This is a genomic window from Chitinophaga sp. (assembly GCF_039596455.1).
GTDB lineage: Bacteria > Bacteroidota > Bacteroidia > Chitinophagales > Chitinophagaceae > Chitinophaga.
Map to the genome: position 1 here is coordinate 279,525 of NZ_JBCNJR010000006.1, position 18,209 is coordinate 297,733.

Below are 18,209 nucleotides of genomic sequence, written 5' to 3' on the forward strand. Positions count from 1 at the left end.
TCTACATCCACTTCACTTTTTCTTCAAGAGGCTTCACGCGCCGTCCCGGCCGTGGAGCCTCTTCTGTATACCCCAGGTAGAGGAAGCCCATCACCTTGTCATCGTCTCCCAGGCCCAGGTAGTCTTGCATGGCGGGGTGGTACGTCATACCGCCGGAGCCCCAGTACATGGCAATGTTCTGCGCGGTGGCCGCCAGCCAGATGTTCTCCACGGCGCAGGCCGTGGCGGCAATTTCTTCTATTTCAGGGATCTTGGGGTTGCTGCCTCTTTTCATGCATACGGCAACCACGTGGGAGGCCAGGTTGCCCTGGGTGCCCAGCTTGTCGTAATTGCCCGGTATATAAGCGGCGGCGGGAGTATAGGTTTTGTACATCTCCGCATGCTCCCGGCAAAACTCCTGCACCTTGTCCCCGCTGTACACCACAAAATACCAGGGCTCCGTCAACCCGTGGGTCGGCGCCCAGTCCGCCAGTTCCAGCAGTTCCCGCACCGTTTCGTCTGCTATCTTTTTCCCGTTCATGCTGGTGGGTTTCACCGTCCGGCGCTGCCGGATCACTGCTGCTATTTGCTCCATGCTATTCATTGTTTTTTTCCTTAAAGGCCTCCGGCAGCCTGGCTACCTTGCGGCTGTTATAATCAAAGCACACCATGCCCGTTTTGGCTTCGGTGATCAATATGGTTTTTTCATTGCGTACCGTGCTGATGCGGTAAAAAAGGTCAAAGCCCACGCTGCCGAGCTCGGCGGCGCCAACTTCTACGGTCAGCACATCCCCGTAAAAGGCTTCTCCCTTGTAGGCAACCGCCAGGTCTGCCATAATGAGGCCGGTGCCGAAGAAGTCAAGCTCCGTGCAGCCCAGGGAGGCCAGGTATTGCAGGCGGCACTCGTGCAAGATGGATACGATGGCGTCATTCCCCACGTGGCCGCCGTAATTCACGTCACCGATGCGCACCGGTAATTGGGTGGAAAAGGGCAGGCGGGCGGGCATTTCTATTTTAACTTTTGCCATCAGGGGAAGTTTGCTGAAGGAAGGCGATCAGTTTTTTGAAGGCCTTGCCGCGGTGACTGAACTGGTTTTTCTCCGCAAGGTCCATTTCCGCAAAAGACTTGCTGCTGCCTGCGGGCTGGAAAATAGGGTCATAGCCGAACCCCTTGCCCCCTTGCCGCGCTGGCAGAATAGTACCTTCCGCCACGCCTTCAAACTGGTGCTCCACCCCGTTCAGGATGAGGGAGATGACGGTACGGAAGCGGGCGCTGCGGGCGGTTTGGCCGGCCAGCTCCTGCAATACCTTGTCCATATTGTCTTCTGCGTTCTTCTGCTCTCCGGCATACCGGGCGGAGAGTACGCCGGGCGCTCCGTTGAGGGCGTCAATTTCCAGGCCGGTATCTTCCGAAAAGGAGTTCTGGCCGGTGAGCCTGTAAATGGTTTCCGACTTTTCCCTGGCGTTGGCCTCCAGGGTGTCATGCGGTTCGGGGATGTCCATGTCTATACCCGCTTCCTTCATCGTAATAATGGAAAAGCTGTTGTTCAGCATGGAGCGGATCTCCTTTACTTTGTTCTCGTTGTTGGTAGCAAACACTAAGGTCATTGAATATAAAGGTGTTATCAGATTCCGAAAAGTTGTTTGAGCCCCTGCCACAGCCGCCCCTTCAGGGCCTTGTCTGTTGCAATCTGTTGCAGGCTGCCGGAATAGAGCGCCATGGCGCCGAAGTGGCTCTCCGGCAGGTAGGGGGCCATCTCCGGGAGGCCCAGTCCCGCGGGCGGTATGTCAAAAATGATGCATTGACGGAAGCCCAGCGCCGTATGATAGTCCTGCAGCGTTAAACCGGGAGTGGCTGCAACATTGAGCAATGCAACATCCTGCATGCCGAGTTTGCATGCATTCAATATATTGGTGAGGAGATTGAATAATTCCTCGTTCAAATAGGCTTCGCTTTCATTTTGTATGAGCAGCAGGATGTTTTTTTGATTTTCGCCTAAATATTTGAGTTTGGGCAATACTTTGGGGGCAACGGGAGCGGCCGTTCCCGCCTCCGGGATGATAGGCTGGTGGTACATTTGCGCCAGCAGGTAGGGGTCCAGTTGTAATTGCTCAAGGCTCATAAATATATTGTTAAGGTTTAATGTGATTGCCCCATGTTGGGGAAATAACGTTTATTTGCGAATCGTTCGGGGAACGATGGCCTGCTTTAGAAAGTGTAAAAATATTGAGATAAAATTGATTAACCATGATGGCAGTTGAGTATACCGGCGCTACATCCCCCCTGATGGAAGAAGCAGCCCGGAAGATTAAGGTGACAAAAACAGCTAAGAGCCGCCTGGCCGAAGTGGATTTTAACAACCTGGTTTTCGGAAAAAAATATGCAGACCACATGCTGGTGGCTGATTTTGATGGCAAGGAATGGAAAAATGCCGAAATTCTCCCGTTCCAGCACCTGAGCGTGAGCCCTTCCAACGCCGCCTGGCATTATGGCCAGGCCATTTTTGAAGGCATCAAGGCGTATAACGACCAGGAAGGCAACCCCATGATCTTCCGCCCTTATGACAATTATGACCGTTTCAACAAAAGCGCGGAAAGAATGGGCATGCCCGAAGTGCCGGAATGGCTCTTCATTGGCGGCATGGCCATGCTGATAGACCTTGACAGGCAGTGGGTGCCCTCCAATGAGGGCTGCTCCCTCTACCTGCGGCCCTTCATGATCGCGGCAGACGAGTTCATTGGCGTTCGCCCCTCAGATACCTACAAGTTCGTGATCATCAATTCCCCCTCCGGGCCGTACTTCAATAAACCTATTCACCTGCTGGTGCAGGATAAATATATCAGGGCCTTCCCCGGCGGCGTAGGGTACGCCAAGGCAGCCGGCAACTACGGCGGGGCCATGTACCCCACCATGCAGGCGCGCAAGGAGGGGTACGACCAGATACTGTGGGTAGACGGCCAGGAGCACAAATGGCTGCAGGAATGCGGTACCATGAACGTTTTTGTGATCATCGGCAACCGTGCCCTCACGCCAGACCTCACCAACGGCACCATCCTGGCCGGGGTAACCCGCACCAGCGTAATGACGGTGCTGGAAGAAATGGGTTTTGAGGTGGAAGAGCGCCCCGTGTCTATAGACGAAGTGGTGGCGGCCCACCAGAACGGCACCCTGCGGGAAGTGTTCGGCACCGGCACCGCCGCCAGCGTGGCCTATGTGGAGCAGCTGGACTATAAAGACCACAAGATCTCCCTGGACACTACCAAATATGAGGTGGGCGCCGAAGTGATCAGCCGCCTGGATGCCATCCGCACCGGCAAGGTACCGGATGACAAGGGCTGGAATTACAGGATATAACCAGCAGTTATATATGGAAGCCTCCGGGAAACCGGGGGCTTTTTTTGTGTTCGTGGTACCCATGCGGTGCCTGAAAACAACCCGGCAATGCTTTCATGAAAAGGCAGGGTACAATTTTTTGTTGATTTACAGGTAGTTATAAGCCTTAGTGCGTGAAAATAAGGGTCATTTCGGCCAAAATAGCGTATAAGTAATTGAATATGTGTTGCTTGTAAAATCGCTAAAACGGCGTTTATGCCTAAAACATACACTCCCTATGCACTATCCTGGGAGTATCCTGGGAGTAAGGTGGGGGTTACTATGGAGTAACGTGGGAGTAACTACGGAGTAACGTAGCGGCAGCCCGTGAGGAATTGCCGTTTTACGCCCCCGGTGGTAGGAATTTGCCGCCTCAAACGGGTAAAAGACGAACCTACAACGAACCTACAACGAACCTACAACGAACCTACAGCTTTCGGCTGAAGGTCCGTTCATCACCGGGGGAAGCTTCGTTGTAGGTTCGTCTTTTACCCGATACTTTATCAATATTCACTATCTTTGCCGCCCATGACCTTCGATCAGTTTAAAAACAGCCTGCAGCAGCCGGCGCCTCCCCCCGGCCTGAGCCCGGTGCTGGAAGCCATGTGGTGGGACGGCAAGGGAGACTGGGAGCGCAGCCATGATATTGCACAGGAAGTGCATTCCGCTGCCGGCTCCTGGGTGCATGCCTACCTGCACCGCAAGGAGGGAGACCTGGGCAACGCCGGCTACTGGTACGCCAGGGCAGGGAAAAGGATGCCTTCAGTGGGCCTGGAGGCAGAGTGGGAGCAGATGGTGAAGGGGCTGTTAGAGGAAAATGCCCGTTAATGCGGCTTTTTGAAAAATTAATTCGATCACAATTTTGTATTCTAAATAGGAAGTGATACCTTTGCCCTCCCAAATTCTCATAATGGGCTATTTGGATGTCATTGTAAACTAGCAGAAAAATATAAAATAGGTAAGAATGCCTACAATACAACAATTAGTAAGAAAAGGAAGAGAAATTATCCGGGCCAAATCAAAGTCAAGAGCTTTGGATGCCTGCCCTCAGCGTCGTGGCGTATGTACCCGTGTGTACACTACCACCCCTAAAAAGCCGAACTCTGCATTGCGTAAGGTTGCTAAAGTGCGTCTGACCAATAAAGTAGAGGTGATTGCCTACATTCCGGGTGAAGGTCACAACCTGCAGGAGCACTCCATCGTTCTGATCCGCGGCGGCAGGGTAAAAGATCTGCCGGGTGTTCGTTACCACATTGTACGTGGTTCCCTGGATACTGCTGGTGTGAAGGACAGGAAGCAGAGCCGTTCCAAGTATGGTACCAAAAAGGAAAAGGCTAAAAAATAATCATTCAGTAAATAGTTGAAATTTTTCAAATAAATGAGAAAGCAAGCTGCAAAAAAATTACCCCTGGCGCCCGATCCCAGGTTCCAGGATAAACTGGTAACCCGTTTCGTGAATAACGTCATGGAACAAGGGAAAAAGAGCATTGCCTATAAAATTTTCTATGACGCTATTGACCGCGTTAGCCAGATGACCAACGAAAATGGTTACGAGATCTGGAAAAAAGCATTGTCTAACGTAACGCCTGCTGTAGAAGTACGCAGCCGCCGTATTGGTGGCGCTACCTTCCAGATCCCTTCCGAGGTGCGTGCAGACAGGAAAGTGTCCCTGAGCATCAAATGGCTGGTTCGTTACGCTGGTGAAAGGAACGGTAAGAGCATGGCAGAAAAGCTGGCTAACGAGATCGTTGCCGCCAGCAAAGGTGAAGGTGCCGCTTTCAAGAAAAAAGAAGATACCCACCGTATGGCTGAAGCCAACAAGGCTTTCTCTCACTTCAAAGTGTAAACATCCCCGCCTCCGGCGGAATGAATATAACGCAGGAACACCTCCCGGATTCGGGAGGTGTTCTTTTTTTGTATACCCCGGCCCGGTGTTCAGCTCACCCTGGCGGAAAAAGTTTTTCCCGCACCAACCCTTCGTTCTCCCTGGGATGAGCCTTTCCCGGCCATCAGCCGCCTCCGGCAGAAATGAAAAAAAAACCGGCCCCCGCGGGCCGGCCCTTCGCCACAAAAACCAGACATAAACCTCTAAAGCGTTTAAACCTGGCTTCCGGGCTGTTATTTTACGTTTACAAGTACCTTGATCTTCCCTTCTCCCGCCGCCAGCTCCTGCAGCGCCTTGCCGATCACCTGGCCCGGCTTCACCTTCTCAGGGTCTGCTTTCATGGCATAACCGGCCTTGCTGGAGGTTACCAGCAGGTCCCCGCGTTTGATGGCGCCGCCTTCGTCACATACCTTGGTCGGAATAACGCCTATCACCCCCATGGGTACCTGGTCTGTAATATCTTCCACGCCTTCCTGCTCCGTGAGCAATACGCCCGGTTTGGTGGCATATACGCCGGCTACCAGGCTGGAGTAGGGAGCAGATGATTTTTCCATGGTACGGTCCTGGCTGGTAGAGATCACCATCACATCTCCGGGCTCATAGGCGGAGAGCGCGCCGGTTACATCGAAAGCTTCCGCTACGTCTGCCCCGCTGTTCTGCGTGCCGCCGTTGAAGAAACCGCGGCCGGCGGAGTTGATCCTGGCCACATTCACGGTACCGGGGTTACCGCTTTTGAACAGGGCTATAGACCCGTTGCTGTGCTGTTCTACGGTGAGCACCGGGTTGGTATTGGAGGTGTTGAAGTTTGACATTCTGGCTGCGCGGCCCTGGCCGAAGTTGGGCACCCAGGCGTAAAGGGCGTTGCCGGTGCCGTCTGCCGTGGTTTCCACCCCGTCTCCCGCGTTAGATGCATTGGCGGTGATACCGTTGCCGTTGCCGTCCGCAATGGCAATCAGGGCCGGGCCGTTACCGGCCGGGTTAGATGCATGGAAGAGGCCGGCGTAGCCGCCGGTACCGGAAGATATGCCGTAAATACCCGCCGTACCGAAGTTGGCGAACTGAGAGTTCACCTCTCCGCGTACCGCCGGTTTGGTGCCGGTTATTTTGTCTACCTTGAAGTTGCCGGCTATGCCGTTCCCGATTGTGGTAACAGTGATCACATCACTGGCGTTGTTTTCATTGAAGATGTTGAAGCGCCCGGCGCGGCCGGTGGCAAAGGAGGGCACCCATGCATACAGGGCATTGCCGCCCCCGTCAATGTTAGCTTCTACGGCATTGCCGTCTTTTGAGGCATTGGCCGTAATGGCATTGCCGTTCCCGTCCTGGATGGCTACCAGCGTTGGGCCGTTGCCGCTAACGTTGGAGGAATGGAAGAGGCCCGCAAAGCCGCCCGTGCCGGAAGAGACACCGAATACGCCCGCCGCGCCGAAGTTGCCGAAAATGGTCTTTACTTCGGAACGCACACCTGCTGCCACGCTGTTGGTATTGTTCACCAGGAAGGAGGCGGCATTGCCCTGGGTATTATCCGGGATATTGCCATTGCTGTTGGTTTCCGCTTCCAGCGTATTACCGGTGGTATTGGTAGTGTTAAAGTTCTCAAAGCGCCCCGCTCTGCCGGTGCTGTTATTGAGGCCCACTTGTCCGAGCACGCCAATGGCTGTACCGGCGGTGCTGGTGGCTATAAACCCGCGCACGCCGTAGCCGCCGCCATCGTTGCGGCCTACCACGGCGCCGGCAATGTCGCTGGTGGTGCGGCCTACCACGGCTTCACCACCGCCGTTATTATCACCCACCACGCCGGCAGAAGTAAGTGCGGTGGTAATGCCATGTACGCCGAAGCCTGCAACAGCGGAGCTGCGCACACCGGCGCCGTTACCGGTGGTGGTAACATTTACCACCGTACCGTTGCCCACAGAGTTGGCAACCAATACGTTGTTGTTGTTGGCATTGTTATAAATGCTGAAGTTGGCGGGAATGCCGTTATTGCTGGTTGCATTAAGGCCTGTACCCGTATTGGCGTTGGCATAAACACCTATACCGTTGGCGCTGGCATTGCCGTAAACGCCTAGCCCGTTGGGGGTAACACCGTAAACGCCCCAGCCGCTGCCGTTCTGCGAGCCGTATACGCCAACACCAAGGCCGCCGGTGCCGTTGTTGATACCGCGCACGCCGGCGGAGAAACCGCCGGGAGAGGCGCTAGACACAATGCCGCGGATGGACGCAACGTTGCTGGAAGTAGTGTTGTTCACACCTTCCAGGGAAGTGCCGTCTCCGTTATTAGTGATGGAGAACAGCGTTGCCGCGTTGTTTTCAACGGCATTGTAAGGTAGCGTAAAGGCGCCCACTACAGAGCCTGGCGCCCATTCCACGCCGTTGAATTTCAATACGTCATTGGCCGCAGGCACTGCTGCGGCAACCGGCCGCGTCTGGATCTTTGCCACTACAGGGTCAGGGTAGCTGCCGGTCAGGTCTCCACCGGCCGGTGCGCTTTCAATAGAACCGGCGGGACCAGCGGGGCCAGCAGGGCCGGCAGGGCCCGCGGGACCAACGCCACCAACAGGACCGGCGGGACCAGCGGGACCAGCAGGACCGGCAGGGCCAGCAGGCCCCACGGGGCCCGGTACACCAGGTGCGCCCACAGGACCGGCGGGACCAGCGGGCCCCGCAGGGCCTTCAGCCCCCGGAGGGCCAGCAGGGCCAGGCGTACCGCCGTTAACGGCAAAGAGGGCGTAAGGCACGGCCATCAGCTGGCTGGTACCCAGTACATTGAACCCGCTGCCCGCGTCCACTTCCACACGTATGTACTGGTTGGCGTCTGCCCAGGGAACGGTGGAGAAAGTACCGGTAACCGGTGTGCCGCGCCCTATCTGCAAGCTGAAAAGCCCCAGTTGATTGGTATTGGTGGTATGTGTTTCCTGGTATTGCACCGGGCCGTCTGCCGCGCCACCCAGCACAGAGAACCGCACGGTAACGGATGCGTTAGATAAAATGGTGCCGTTGCTGTTACGCACCACGGCCTGGTAGTTGGTGCCGGTCAGGCCGCTCTGGGCCAGCGCTTGCGGCAAATATGCAAGCAGGAAGAAAATAATGAGGTTACATATCTTTTTCATAGCGGATGCTTTTATTGTTTAGGCGCCTGGCTTTCTTGTGAAGGGATCGGAGTGACTTTTACAGGTTGGGCGGCTGCTTCTTTCTCTTTGGCCAGCTCTGCCGCAGTGGCCTCAGACGGCAGCTTTGCGTTGGCCGCCTTGCGGGCGGTTTCCTGCAGTGCAGGCTTTACTGCGGCCTGTTGGGGCTTGTAGTTCGTAAAGATCAGCTCGCGTACATTGCGCGTGGTCTTGCGTTTGTCATCAACATTCAGCGCGGCGTCTGCTTTCAGCTTCGCTATGTCTGCATCATAATCCGGGAAGAGGCGGTATTTGGTAGACTGCGCTGCTTTCGGGGATTGGCTCTGGGCCATCAGGGCGCCTGCGGAAAACAACAGCAGGCAGGTGAAAAGAAATATAGCTTTCATGTTCAGGAGGTTTAAGGTGAGGATTTATTTCTGTGGTGAAATATTATACATCAGGGTGAACAACAGGCTTCTGCGTTGTATCAGGCTGGTGCCGGTGGGCATGAGGTAAGCCATGTCTATCTGCACGCCGGAAATATTGACGCCAACGCCGGCCGTAAAATGTTGCCGGTTGCCTTTATTGGGGTGTTCGTAAAAATACCCCGTGCGTACAAAGAACTTGTGCTGGTAATCATACTCCAGCCCTGCCGCCAGTGAAAATTCCCGCAGTTCTTCGTTAAACCCGCCGGGCGCGTCCCCGAAGGAGCTGAAGATGGCTTCCGCCACACCGCGGTTGGGGTCTTTCCCTTTCTCAATTTCAGCGGTGGGGTTGCCGTTGCCGTCCAGCTTGTAAATGGGCGGGGTAGGCACCAGCAGCTTGTTCACGTCAAGCGCTACGGTAAACTGGTGGTCTTGCGTGTGCACAAAAGAATACCCGCCGCCAATGCGCAGGTTCATGGGCAGAAAAGACTTGCGGTTATTATCGTCTGTATACTTCAGCCGGGAGCCCAGGTTGGTAAAGCTGATGCCCCAGGCGTAGCGGTTCCCGTAATCCAGGTTGTCCGCATAGTTCTGGTAATACAGCCCTACGTCTCCCGCTACGGCAGAGGCCGGTTTTTGCAGCTGCCCGTTGTAGGTGCCGCTGCCCAGCTCGCTCCGTATATACCTCAGCGTTACCGCCAGGGAATATTTGCTGCCCAGCTTGCGGGCATAAGCAGCGTCTATGGCAAACTCCCGCGGCCGGTACTGCTGCAGCTCCATGCCGTTCTCGTCACGAAACGTCACGTCACCGTAATTGAAATACTTCACGGACACGCCCACGCTTTGCTGTTCAGCAAAGGTTTTGAAACCGGATACATAGGCCATGTGCGTTTTATGGTCATTGAGGTCCCACATCCAGGGAGAGTAGGAGGCGCTTACGCCCCAGCTGCCGGCAAACGGAAGCTTGGCCGCGTTGCCGAACATGGCGTTGGCATCCGGCTCAATACCGGTTACGGCATCACCCATGGCGCTGCTGCGGGCGTCAGGGTTTACCAGCAAAAAGGCGCCGCCTATGTTCAGTGGCTGTTGTTGCGATTTCTGTGCAAACAGGGGATGTACAACCAGCACGCAACAAAGCACCAGTAGCATTTTTAATTGCTTCATAAAAAAACATTTCAGGCTTTTGCGAATGATGATTATTGTACAATGAGCTTTTCTGTATATACCTGGCCCTGTACCTTGAACACCACAGTGTAGATGCCTGCCGCCAGCCTGTCTACCGGCGTGGGTATCACAATTTTACCGGGGCCGTACATACGCACGTCCTGGTAAATGACCTGCCCGGTGGTATTCACCAGCAGGAAAACCACTGATGCGTCCGTCAGCAGGTTAAAGCTGATTTTCACCGTAGTGAGCGCGGGGTTGGGGTATAACATAAAGTCCATCACGGCTGGGGCGCCGGGGGCCAACGGGGGTAACACTTCCGGCTGATGGAAGCCCTGCGTGAGCAGTATGCCGCCCGCGCCGAAGGTTTCCACCACGCCTTCTCCAATGGTGTAATCAATAGTAATGCCGCCGGCGGCCCCACTGCCGCCGCTGCCGGCCACTACTTCCCGTACCAGCGTCAGCTGCGCCTTTGAGGGCAGCCATGCCATGGCCAGGAAAATTGCCAGTAACAGATACCGGGTAGAAAAATGTTTCATAGTACTTGAGGTTATGTAATGGAATTTGGAAATACTGCGTAATAGAGGAGAGAGTACAGGTTTACCACACTGTATCACGTGCATTGAGCTTTAGACGACTGCTGCCTGTTACTACATACTATACATACTGCTTCCGCCTCCGGGGAGTGTCTTGTTTATGGGGCTCCCGGAGCAAATGATTCGCTCTTTGTTTTTTTTCTTAGTGGGGTTTCTTCAGGCTGAGAACAACGTAAAGGTAGGTAAAAAATGATCCGTGTCAAGGCGTGAGCGCCGCCGTTTCATTTTTGGCCGGTTTAGGATGATGAGTGGTTGATTTTGGAAAGCAGATGGAGGCGTTTTCCGGGATGACAAACAGCGGCCGGTGTATATACGCCGGCCGCTGGTACGATCAAAGATATCTGAACGGGGTGTACATGATGGTGAATACCATGCTCTTGCGCTGAAGGAGGCTGCTGCCGGTTGGAGACAGGTAAGCCACGTCTATGGAAATGCCTGAAAAGTTAACGCCGGCGCCCATGGTAAAATGCTGGCGGTAACCTTTATGCGGGTGCTCATAAAAATATCCCGCGCGCACAAAGAACTTGTGCCGGTACGTATATTCAATACCGGGGGCAACGGAAAACTCGCGCAGCTCTTCATTGAACCCGCCCGGCGCATCGGCAAAGGAATTGAAGATGGCGCTCACAATACCGCGGTCAGGGTCTTTACCTTTTTCTATCTCGTCGGTGGGGTTGCCAAGGCCGTCCGTTTTATAAACGGGCGGCGTAGGTACCAGCAGTTTGTTCACGTCTGCCGCCACGGTAAACTGGTGGTCTTCCGTATGCACAAAAGAATATCCGCCGCCAATGCGCAGGTTCATGGGCAGAAAAGACTTGCGGGTGGCATCGTCTGAATACTTCAGTTTTGAGCCCAGGTTGGTGAAGCTGATGCCCCAGCAGTAGCGGTTGCCGTAGTCCAGGTTGTCTGCATAGCCCTGGTAATAAATTCCTACATCTCCCGCTACGGCGGAGGCCGGTTTTTGCACCTGCCCGTTGTAAGTGCCGTTGCCGAGCTCGCTGCGGATGTAGCGGAGCGTTACGGAGAGAGCAAACTTATCGCTCAGTTTTCTGGCATATGCCGCATCAATGGCAAATTCACGCGGGGTGTAATTGTGGAGCGCCATGCCGTTATCGTCCCGGAAAGTAAGCTCACCGTAATTGAAGTATTTAACGGACATGCCTGCGCTCTCCCGGCCGTTCCAGGTTTTGAAGGCAGATACGTATGCCGTGTTCGTTTTATGATCGTTGAGGTCCCACATGAGCGGGGAATAGGAAGCGCTTACGCCCCATTCCCCCGCAAAGGGAAGTTTGGCCGCGTTGGCAAAAATGGCATTGGCGTCCGGCTCCAGGCCGGTAACGGCGTCTCCCGTGCCGCTGCTTTTGGCGTCGGGGTTAACGAGCAGGAACGCGCCGCCTATATTGACGGGCTTTTGCTGTGTTTTCTGCCCGTACAAAGCATTTGCCGCCAGCAGGCAGCAAAGTATCGCAAACAGGTGCCTGGCTTGCATGATAGTTTGTTTTTGAAGGTTATTGCACAATGAGTTTCTCTGTGTAGACCTGTCCCTGCACTTTCACTACTACCGTGTAAATGCCTGCCGCCAGCCGGTCTACAGGGGTGGGGATGAGTATTTTGCCTGCGCCGTAATGCTGCACGCTCTGGTACATCAGCTGGCCCGTGGTGTTTACGATCAGCAGCGTCACGGTAGCATCTGTTACCAGGTTGAAGCCCACTTTTACGGTGGTGACGGCGGGGTTGGGGAAAAGCAGGAAGTCGAAAAGCGGCTCGCTTCCCGGCGGCAGCGCCGGTACAATTTCCGGCTGCTGAAAGCCCTGCGTAAGCAGCAGGCCGCCGGATGCAAGACTTTCCACCACCGGTTCCCCTACTGTGAAATCAATAATGAGGGAGCCTGCATTTCCGCTGCTGCCGGCGCTGGCCGCTACTTCGCGTACCAGCACCAGCTGGGCGTCTGCCGCATGCATGGCCGCCGTCAACAGTATCAGCAGGATGAATATTTTTTTCATGAGGCCGCTTATTTTACGTTTACCAGTACATTGATCTTTCCATTACCTGCCGCGTGCTCCTGCAATGCCTTGCCAATCACCTGGCCGGGCTGCACCTTGGCGGGGTCTGCTTTCATAGCCGTGCCGGGCTGGCTGGAAGATACCAGCAGGTCTCCGCGTTTGATGGGGCCGCCTTCATCACAAACTTTGGTGGGTATTACGCCTACTACGCCCAGGGGTATCTTGTCGGTGATTTCCTGCATGGCATCCCCGCCGGTCAGCAGCAGGCCGGGTTTGGTAGCATATACGCCCGCAACCAGGGTAGAGTAGGGGCCGCTGCTTTTTTCCATGGTACGGTCTGCGCTGGTGGAGATCACCATTACGTCACCGGGCTCATAACTGTTTTTGCTGCCGGTTACATCGAAGGCTTCTGCTACGTCCGCGCCGCTGGCCTGTATATCGCCGTTAAAGAATCCCCTGCCAGACTTGTTGATGCGGGCCACGTTGCCGCCCTGGTTCTTGAGCACCACCAGGTTACCGGTAGCGCCGGTGTGATTGATTTCAAGCGCGGTTTGGGTGCCGGCGTTGGAGATCATTACGGTGGATTTGTCATTGGCCGCATTGGTGTTATTGAACATGCCGGCCACGCCCGTGCCGCCGTTGGCGCCTACCGTGGCGAGCAGCGCCCTGGCCGCGCCGCTCTGGTCGTTTGAGGCGGAAGCCCAGATGCTGGTACCCGCCCCGGTAGCAAAACTTCTGACGCCTACCTGGGCGCCTGGTACATTCACATCTATGCCCGTACCGGTGCCGTCGCTCAACACGTTGATAGCCGGGCCGCTGCCATGGTTAATGGCATAGAGGCCGGGCGCATCTTCTGCCTGAGCGCGTATGGCCGGGCCCTGCCCGTAGCTGTAAGCCTCAAGGGCACCTTTACCTGCAGGGTTATTTTCTGCCCTGAAATAGCCGGCTGCTGATGCATTGGCATAGGCGGCGATGGCGTTACCCGTTCCTTTATGGTCTACCCGGAGCGCCTCCTGCGAATTGGCTACATTGGATATCTGGATGTGGCCGCCCCTCCCGTTCTCGCTGGAGCTGTATATGCCGGTGCTGTTTACGGAAGATGCATACAGGCCGTTGCTGGCTTCGCTCTTAGCGCGGACGCCGTTGCCCTGGATGGAGCTGCCTTCTACGCCAATACCCTGGGTAGAGTGGCCAGATACGCCCCAGCCGCTTCCTTCCGTATAGCCGCGTACCGCATGGCCGGCGGAGTTGCCGCCCAGGTTTTCACCCAGTATGGCAATGGAGGAGGCGCCGGTACCCTGGGTGGTTACCTGCCCGTGGATGGCCATGGCGCCCGTTTTTTGCGAGTTGGTGAAGGCGGCAACGGCAGGCGCTTTGGCCGCGGTGGTGGCTTGTACAACAGGGTTGGTGCTTTCCGTACTGATCACCTGGAACTTGCCGGCTGTGCCGGAGATGCTGGAGCCTGATATGGCGGTGCCTGTACCCGCATTGCCCTGTATCGCGGTGCCTTCGCTGCTGTTGCCATGCACGGCTATGCCTGTTGGCGCTGAACCCAGCACGCCTACGCCAGAACCTCCGTGAGAGCCGTGCACGCCAACGCCCTGGGTGCCGGTGCCGTTGTTGATGCCTCTTACCGCCACCGCATTGCCGGCCGGGGCATTGCCGGCTATCACGCCTTTCACGGCAACGGCATCTGCCTGTACGCCGTTGTTGACACCTTCCAGCGGGGTGCCGGCGCCGTTATTGGTAATGCTGAACACTGTTTCGGGAACATCTACCGTAGCGGTGTAGGGAATTTTGAAGGCTGTGCCTTCCGGGCCCTGAGGCCCGGCGGGGCCTGCTGGTCCTGCCGGACCGGCTGGTCCCTGAGGCCCCGTGGCTCCTTCCGGCCCCTGCGGCCCTGCCGGTCCGGTTGCACCCGTTGCGCCGGCCGGCCCTGCTGGCCCCGGAACACCTTGCGCACCCTGCGCACCGGCTGGTCCCTGCGGCCCTGCGGGGCCAACCGGGCCTTGTGCGCCCTGCGGCCCGTTAGCGGCAAACTGCGCAAACGGAACGCTCATGAACTGGCTGGTGCCCAGCAGGGTGTAACCTTGCCCGGCGTCTGCTTCCACCTGCAAAAACTGGTTGGCGCTGGCCCAGGGTATGGCGGCAAAAGTGCCGGTTACGGGTGTGCCGCGGCCTATCTGCAGGGTGAAGAGCCCCTGGCTGCTGGTAGTGGTGTTGTGCGTTTCCTGGTACTGTACGGCGCCGTTGGGGCCGCCGGTCAGTATGGAGAAGCGTACGGTCAGGGACTGGCCCGCCTGTACGGCGCCGCTGGCATTGCGGGCCACGGCCTGGTAGTTGATGCCGCTGAGGCCGTTCTGGGCGTGTAACCCTGGCAGCGCTGCGGTCAGAAAGAACAGGATGAGGTAAAAAATCTTTTTCATGATGTGCGGGGTTTGTTTGTTTCAAATACGGGCAATACAATGCCATTACGAGGTATAAGCCGTTCGTTTAAAATTGGTTATCAATTAGTTGAAAAATGAAAACGTTGGTTGCTATCCCGGGGGAACAACAGAACAGTGGATCATTAGATTTGGGATTCCATTCAAATAAAATGATTTGCGGAATAAAAGTAGAAAAACACCGTTTTACGGCTTTTACGGGTTAATTTTTGTTAAAGATGGATTAACGGAGAGGGCGTTCTGGTTAATACATCCCCGCCGCGCCGGAATTAACATTTTCACAAAGAATCGGGTTTTATTAATTAAGATAAATAGTTTACCTTTGCCCCCCAAATTGCATTACTTATAGTCATTTTACTTTTATGGCAGACTTAAGATTTCAAAGAAACTTTGGTATTGCGGCGCACATCGATGCCGGTAAAACCACTACCACAGAGCGTATCCTGTATTATACAGGGAAGACCCACAAAATCGGTGAGGTTCACGAAGGGGCAGCTACCATGGACTGGATGGCTCAGGAGCAGGAGAGAGGTATTACCATCACATCTGCTGCTACCACCTGTTTCTGGAACTTCCCTACCAACCAGGGAAAAAGTACGCCTGATACCAAACAGTATAAATTCAATATCATCGATACTCCGGGCCACGTGGACTTTACCGTAGAGGTGGAGCGCTCCCTGCGTGTGCTGGACGGTCTGGTTGCATTGTTCTGCGCCGTATCCGGTGTTGAGCCCCAATCTGAGACCGTTTGGCGCCAGGCTAACAAATACCGCGTACCCCGTATCGGTTTTGTGAATAAAATGGACCGTTCCGGGGCCGACTTCCTGAACGTGGTTAAACAGGTAAGGGAAATGCTGGGTGCCAACCCCGTTCCCCTGGTACTGCCCATCGGCGCTGAAGATAACTTCAAAGGCGTGGTAGACCTGATCACCATGAAAGGTATTATCTGGGACGAAGCCGGTAAAGGCGCCACCTTCGAAGAGATCGAGATCCCCGCAGACATGAAGGACGAAGCCGAAGAATGGAGAGGCAAGCTCGTGGAAGCAGTAGCTGACTACGATGACAAGCTGCTCGAGAAATTCTTCGACGACCCGAACTCCATCTCTGAAGCCGAGATCCATGAAGCGATCCGCAAAGCCACTATTGACATGGCTATCATCCCCATGATGTGCGGTTCTTCCTTCAAAAACAAAGGCGTTCAGAAAATGCTGGACGGTGTTTGCCGTTACCTGCCTTCTCCGATGGACATTGAAGCGGTAAAAGGTACCAACCCTGACAACGGTGAGGAAATTGAACGTAAACCCGATGCAAAAGAACCTTTTGCAGCGCTGGCGTTCAAGATCATGACAGACCCCTTCGTAGGCCGTCTGGCATTCTTCCGGGCTTACTCCGGCCACCTGGACGCAGGTTCTTATGTGCTGAACACCCGTACCGGCAAAAACGAACGTATCAGCCGTATCATGCAGATGCACGCTAACAAGCAGAACCCCATCGATTTCATCGAAGCTGGTGACATTGGTGCTGCTGTTGGTTTTAAAGATATCAAAACCGGTGACACCCTTTGCGCGGAAGATCATCCCATTGTACTGGAATCCATGACCTTCCCTGATCCCGTGATCCACATTGCCATTGAGCCTAAAACTCAGGCAGACGTAGATAAAATGGGTATGGCCATTGCCAAGCTGGTGGAAGAAGACCCCACCCTGAAGGCAAAAACCGACGAGGAAACCGGCCAGACCGTATTGAGCGGTATGGGTGAGCTGCACCTTGAGATCATTGTTGACCGTATGCGCCGCGAGTTTAAAGTGGAAGTAAACCAGGGTGCTCCCCAGGTTGCTTACAAAGAAGCTTTCACGCAGAAAGTGGAACACCGCGAAGTGTTCAAGAAACAAACCGGTGGCCGCGGTAAATTCGCAGACATCCAGGTGGAGATCGGCCCTGCTGATCCGGAATGGCTGAAAGAGAACGACGGCAAATTCTTCCAGTTCGTGAATGACATCTTCGGTGGTTCTATTCCCAAGGAGTTCATTCCCGCGGTACAGAAAGGCTTTGAGCAATCCATGAACAATGGTGTGCTGGCCAACTTCCCGATGACGAGCCTGAAAGTACGCCTGTTTGACGGTTCTTTCCACGCGGTTGACTCTGACGCTATGTCTTTCGAGCTTTGCGCCAAGTCTGCCTTCCGTGAAGCCGGCCGTAAAGCGAAACCCGTTCTGCTGGAACCCATCATGAAAGTGGAAGTAACCACGCCTGACCAGTACATGGGTGACGTTACCGGTGACCTGAACCGCCGCCGCGGCATGCTGGAAGGTATGGAATCCCGCAACGGTGCACAGGTGATCAAAGCCAAAGTGCCCCTGAGTGAAATGTTCGGTTACGTAACGCAGCTGCGTTCACTGTCTTCCGGCCGCGCTACCTCCATCATGGAGTTCTCTCACTACAACCCTGCACCCAACAACATTGCTGAAGAAGTAGTGGCCAAGGTGAAAGGTAAAGTGAGCGCCTAAGCACAAGTTGATAGATAGAAATAAAAGGGCCCTCCGTACGCGGGGGGCTTTTTTTATCCTGTAACTTTCCCGCCCGCCCGTTCGCTTTACAGGCACAAAACCCCTTTACACCATGCTCAACCTCAAAATGGCTGCCGCCGCACTGGGTATACTCCTGGTTGCCGCCTGCAGCAAATCCCGCAAAAAAGATACGCCTCAGCCTGCCTACAGCTACCGCTCCCTGAACAATGTGGAAGTGCGCAACCTCAAGCCCTATTTTCTGGACATGAATGACGATGATGAGTTTGATGTGTACTTTATTGTTGGCGTTGTGAATGACCAGGAAGGCACGCACGCCAAATTTGCCGCCGTGGGCACCCTGGCCTCCAAAGTGCTTTCCATACCCGATTCCGTGTTCAGGCTGAACGAGGGAGATGAAATACCCGTGCTGCCCGTGCACCCGCAGGAGTGGAACGCCCTCACCCCTTATTTCTGCGAGCTGCTGCTGCCCGCCGCAAACCCGGCTGATACTACCTGGCGGGGCAGCTGGGTAGCGGCCAGCAAAAAGTATATGGGCGTGCAGTTCCGGAAAGGAGATGACACCTTCCTGGGCTGGGTGTCTTTGTCTGTAGATACCGCCCGTGATTGCATGGTGCTGCATGACTATGCCTGGCGCCATATCAATGCGGGAAGCGTTAAGGCCGGGGAACGGCAATAGTTGCCGTATGGCCATGACCGGTGCCGGCG

At 55.2% G+C, this 18,209-nt stretch carries 17 protein-coding genes; 6 read left to right on the top strand and 11 right to left on the bottom strand.

The window, feature by feature from the left end:
• Position 1: 1 nt before the first annotated feature.
• Genes ABDW36_RS19025 through ABDW36_RS19040 form a run of 4 tightly spaced genes read right to left on the bottom strand, consistent with a single transcriptional unit; the run spans position 2 to position 2,102 of the window.
• A complete protein-coding gene (locus ABDW36_RS19025) occupies positions 2-574 on the bottom strand; it encodes a nitroreductase (protein ID WP_343703516.1) in 573 nt (190 codons plus the stop codon).
• A 1-nt stretch (position 575) separates the two neighbouring features.
• Positions 576-1,007: a thioesterase family protein gene (locus ABDW36_RS19030; protein ID WP_343703517.1), complete on the bottom strand. Its 432-nt coding sequence runs from the start codon at positions 1,005-1,007 to the stop codon at positions 576-578.
• The gene (rdgB, locus tag ABDW36_RS19035) at positions 994-1,587 is read right to left on the bottom strand and encodes an RdgB/HAM1 family non-canonical purine NTP pyrophosphatase (protein ID WP_343703518.1); all 594 of its coding nucleotides are present in this window, start codon (positions 1,585-1,587) and stop codon (positions 994-996) included. The genes ABDW36_RS19030 and rdgB overlap by 14 nt, the downstream gene beginning before the upstream one ends.
• A 17-nt stretch (positions 1,588-1,604) precedes the next feature.
• On the bottom strand, positions 1,605-2,102 hold the full coding sequence (locus tag ABDW36_RS19040) for a hypothetical protein (RefSeq protein ID WP_343703519.1): 498 nt from the start codon (positions 2,100-2,102) through the stop codon (positions 1,605-1,607).
• Positions 2,103-2,227: 125 nt separating this feature from the next.
• On the opposite strand from ABDW36_RS19040, the gene ABDW36_RS19045 reads away from it, so the two are divergent.
• The 4 genes from ABDW36_RS19045 (at position 2,228) to rpsG (ending at position 5,198) form a co-directional block, all read left to right on the top strand.
• The gene (locus ABDW36_RS19045; protein WP_343703520.1) at positions 2,228-3,334 is read left to right on the top strand and encodes a branched-chain amino acid aminotransferase; all 1,107 of its coding nucleotides are present in this window, start codon (positions 2,228-2,230) and stop codon (positions 3,332-3,334) included.
• 546 nt (positions 3,335-3,880) lie between these two features.
• Positions 3,881-4,180 (top strand): hypothetical protein, encoded by a 300-nt coding sequence (locus tag ABDW36_RS19050; protein ID WP_343703521.1) that lies wholly within the window; start codon positions 3,881-3,883, stop codon positions 4,178-4,180.
• A gap of 136 nt (positions 4,181-4,316) precedes the next feature.
• A complete protein-coding gene (rpsL, locus tag ABDW36_RS19055) occupies positions 4,317-4,697 on the top strand; it encodes a 30S ribosomal protein S12 (protein WP_026751391.1) in 381 nt (126 codons plus the stop codon).
• Between the two features lie 33 nt (positions 4,698-4,730).
• Complete coding sequence (gene rpsG, locus ABDW36_RS19060) at positions 4,731-5,198, top strand: 30S ribosomal protein S7 (protein ID WP_343703522.1); 468 nt, start codon at positions 4,731-4,733, stop codon at positions 5,196-5,198.
• Positions 5,199-5,470: 272 nt separating this feature from the next.
• Here rpsG and ABDW36_RS19065 read toward each other — a convergent pair whose 3' ends face one another.
• From ABDW36_RS19065 to ABDW36_RS19095, 7 genes are all read right to left on the bottom strand, one after another.
• Positions 5,471-8,347 carry a hypothetical protein gene (locus tag ABDW36_RS19065; protein ID WP_343703523.1) on the bottom strand — a complete coding sequence of 959 codons (2,877 nt, stop codon included), beginning with the start codon at positions 8,345-8,347 and terminating at the stop codon, positions 5,471-5,473.
• A gap of 11 nt (positions 8,348-8,358) precedes the next feature.
• Positions 8,359-8,751: a hypothetical protein gene (locus tag ABDW36_RS19070; RefSeq protein WP_343703524.1), complete on the bottom strand. Its 393-nt coding sequence runs from the start codon at positions 8,749-8,751 to the stop codon at positions 8,359-8,361.
• 24 nt (positions 8,752-8,775) lie between these two features.
• Complete coding sequence (porV, locus tag ABDW36_RS19075; protein WP_343703525.1) at positions 8,776-9,933, bottom strand: type IX secretion system outer membrane channel protein PorV; 1,158 nt, start codon at positions 9,931-9,933, stop codon at positions 8,776-8,778.
• A gap of 32 nt (positions 9,934-9,965) precedes the next feature.
• Complete coding sequence (locus ABDW36_RS19080; RefSeq protein WP_343703526.1) at positions 9,966-10,472, bottom strand: T9SS type A sorting domain-containing protein; 507 nt, start codon at positions 10,470-10,472, stop codon at positions 9,966-9,968.
• Positions 10,473-10,860: 388 nt separating this feature from the next.
• Positions 10,861-12,018 (bottom strand): type IX secretion system outer membrane channel protein PorV, encoded by a 1,158-nt coding sequence (gene porV, locus ABDW36_RS19085; RefSeq protein ID WP_343703527.1) that lies wholly within the window; start codon positions 12,016-12,018, stop codon positions 10,861-10,863.
• Positions 12,019-12,037: 19 nt separating this feature from the next.
• Entirely contained in the window at positions 12,038-12,532 is a 495-nt protein-coding gene (locus ABDW36_RS19090; RefSeq protein ID WP_343703528.1) for a T9SS type A sorting domain-containing protein, read from the bottom strand.
• 8 nt (positions 12,533-12,540) lie between these two features.
• On the bottom strand, positions 12,541-14,958 hold the full coding sequence (locus ABDW36_RS19095; RefSeq protein WP_343703529.1) for a collagen-like protein: 2,418 nt from the start codon (positions 14,956-14,958) through the stop codon (positions 12,541-12,543).
• Between the two features lie 380 nt (positions 14,959-15,338).
• On the opposite strand from ABDW36_RS19095, the gene fusA reads away from it, so the two are divergent.
• Together fusA and ABDW36_RS19105 are read left to right on the top strand one after the other, a co-directional pair.
• Positions 15,339-17,483 carry an elongation factor G gene (fusA, locus tag ABDW36_RS19100; RefSeq protein ID WP_343703530.1) on the top strand — a complete coding sequence of 715 codons (2,145 nt, stop codon included), beginning with the start codon at positions 15,339-15,341 and terminating at the stop codon, positions 17,481-17,483.
• A gap of 112 nt (positions 17,484-17,595) precedes the next feature.
• Positions 17,596-18,180 carry a hypothetical protein gene (locus ABDW36_RS19105; RefSeq protein WP_343703531.1) on the top strand — a complete coding sequence of 195 codons (585 nt, stop codon included), beginning with the start codon at positions 17,596-17,598 and terminating at the stop codon, positions 18,178-18,180.
• Positions 18,181-18,209 lie beyond the last annotated feature (29 nt).

Coding starts and splice junctions, on each gene's coding strand:
- ABDW36_RS19025 (WP_343703516.1), bottom strand. CDS start 574: ATGGAGCAAATAGCAGCAGTGATCCGGCAGCGCCGGACGGTGAAACCC.
- ABDW36_RS19030 (WP_343703517.1), bottom strand. CDS start 1,007: ATGGCAAAAGTTAAAATAGAAATGCCCGCCCGCCTGCCCTTTTCCACC.
- rdgB (WP_343703518.1), bottom strand. CDS start 1,587: ATGACCTTAGTGTTTGCTACCAACAACGAGAACAAAGTAAAGGAGATC.
- ABDW36_RS19040 (WP_343703519.1), bottom strand. CDS start 2,102: ATGAGCCTTGAGCAATTACAACTGGACCCCTACCTGCTGGCGCAAATG.
- ABDW36_RS19045 (WP_343703520.1), top strand. CDS start 2,228: ATGATGGCAGTTGAGTATACCGGCGCTACATCCCCCCTGATGGAAGAA.
- ABDW36_RS19050 (WP_343703521.1), top strand. CDS start 3,881: ATGACCTTCGATCAGTTTAAAAACAGCCTGCAGCAGCCGGCGCCTCCC.
- rpsL (WP_026751391.1), top strand. CDS start 4,317: ATGCCTACAATACAACAATTAGTAAGAAAAGGAAGAGAAATTATCCGG.
- rpsG (WP_343703522.1), top strand. CDS start 4,731: ATGAGAAAGCAAGCTGCAAAAAAATTACCCCTGGCGCCCGATCCCAGG.
- ABDW36_RS19065 (WP_343703523.1), bottom strand. CDS start 8,347: ATGAAAAAGATATGTAACCTCATTATTTTCTTCCTGCTTGCATATTTG.
- ABDW36_RS19070 (WP_343703524.1), bottom strand. CDS start 8,751: ATGAAAGCTATATTTCTTTTCACCTGCCTGCTGTTGTTTTCCGCAGGC.
- porV (WP_343703525.1), bottom strand. CDS start 9,933: ATGAAGCAATTAAAAATGCTACTGGTGCTTTGTTGCGTGCTGGTTGTA.
- ABDW36_RS19080 (WP_343703526.1), bottom strand. CDS start 10,472: ATGAAACATTTTTCTACCCGGTATCTGTTACTGGCAATTTTCCTGGCC.
- porV (WP_343703527.1), bottom strand. CDS start 12,018: ATGCAAGCCAGGCACCTGTTTGCGATACTTTGCTGCCTGCTGGCGGCA.
- ABDW36_RS19090 (WP_343703528.1), bottom strand. CDS start 12,532: ATGAAAAAAATATTCATCCTGCTGATACTGTTGACGGCGGCCATGCAT.
- ABDW36_RS19095 (WP_343703529.1), bottom strand. CDS start 14,958: ATGAAAAAGATTTTTTACCTCATCCTGTTCTTTCTGACCGCAGCGCTG.
- fusA (WP_343703530.1), top strand. CDS start 15,339: ATGGCAGACTTAAGATTTCAAAGAAACTTTGGTATTGCGGCGCACATC.
- ABDW36_RS19105 (WP_343703531.1), top strand. CDS start 17,596: ATGCTCAACCTCAAAATGGCTGCCGCCGCACTGGGTATACTCCTGGTT.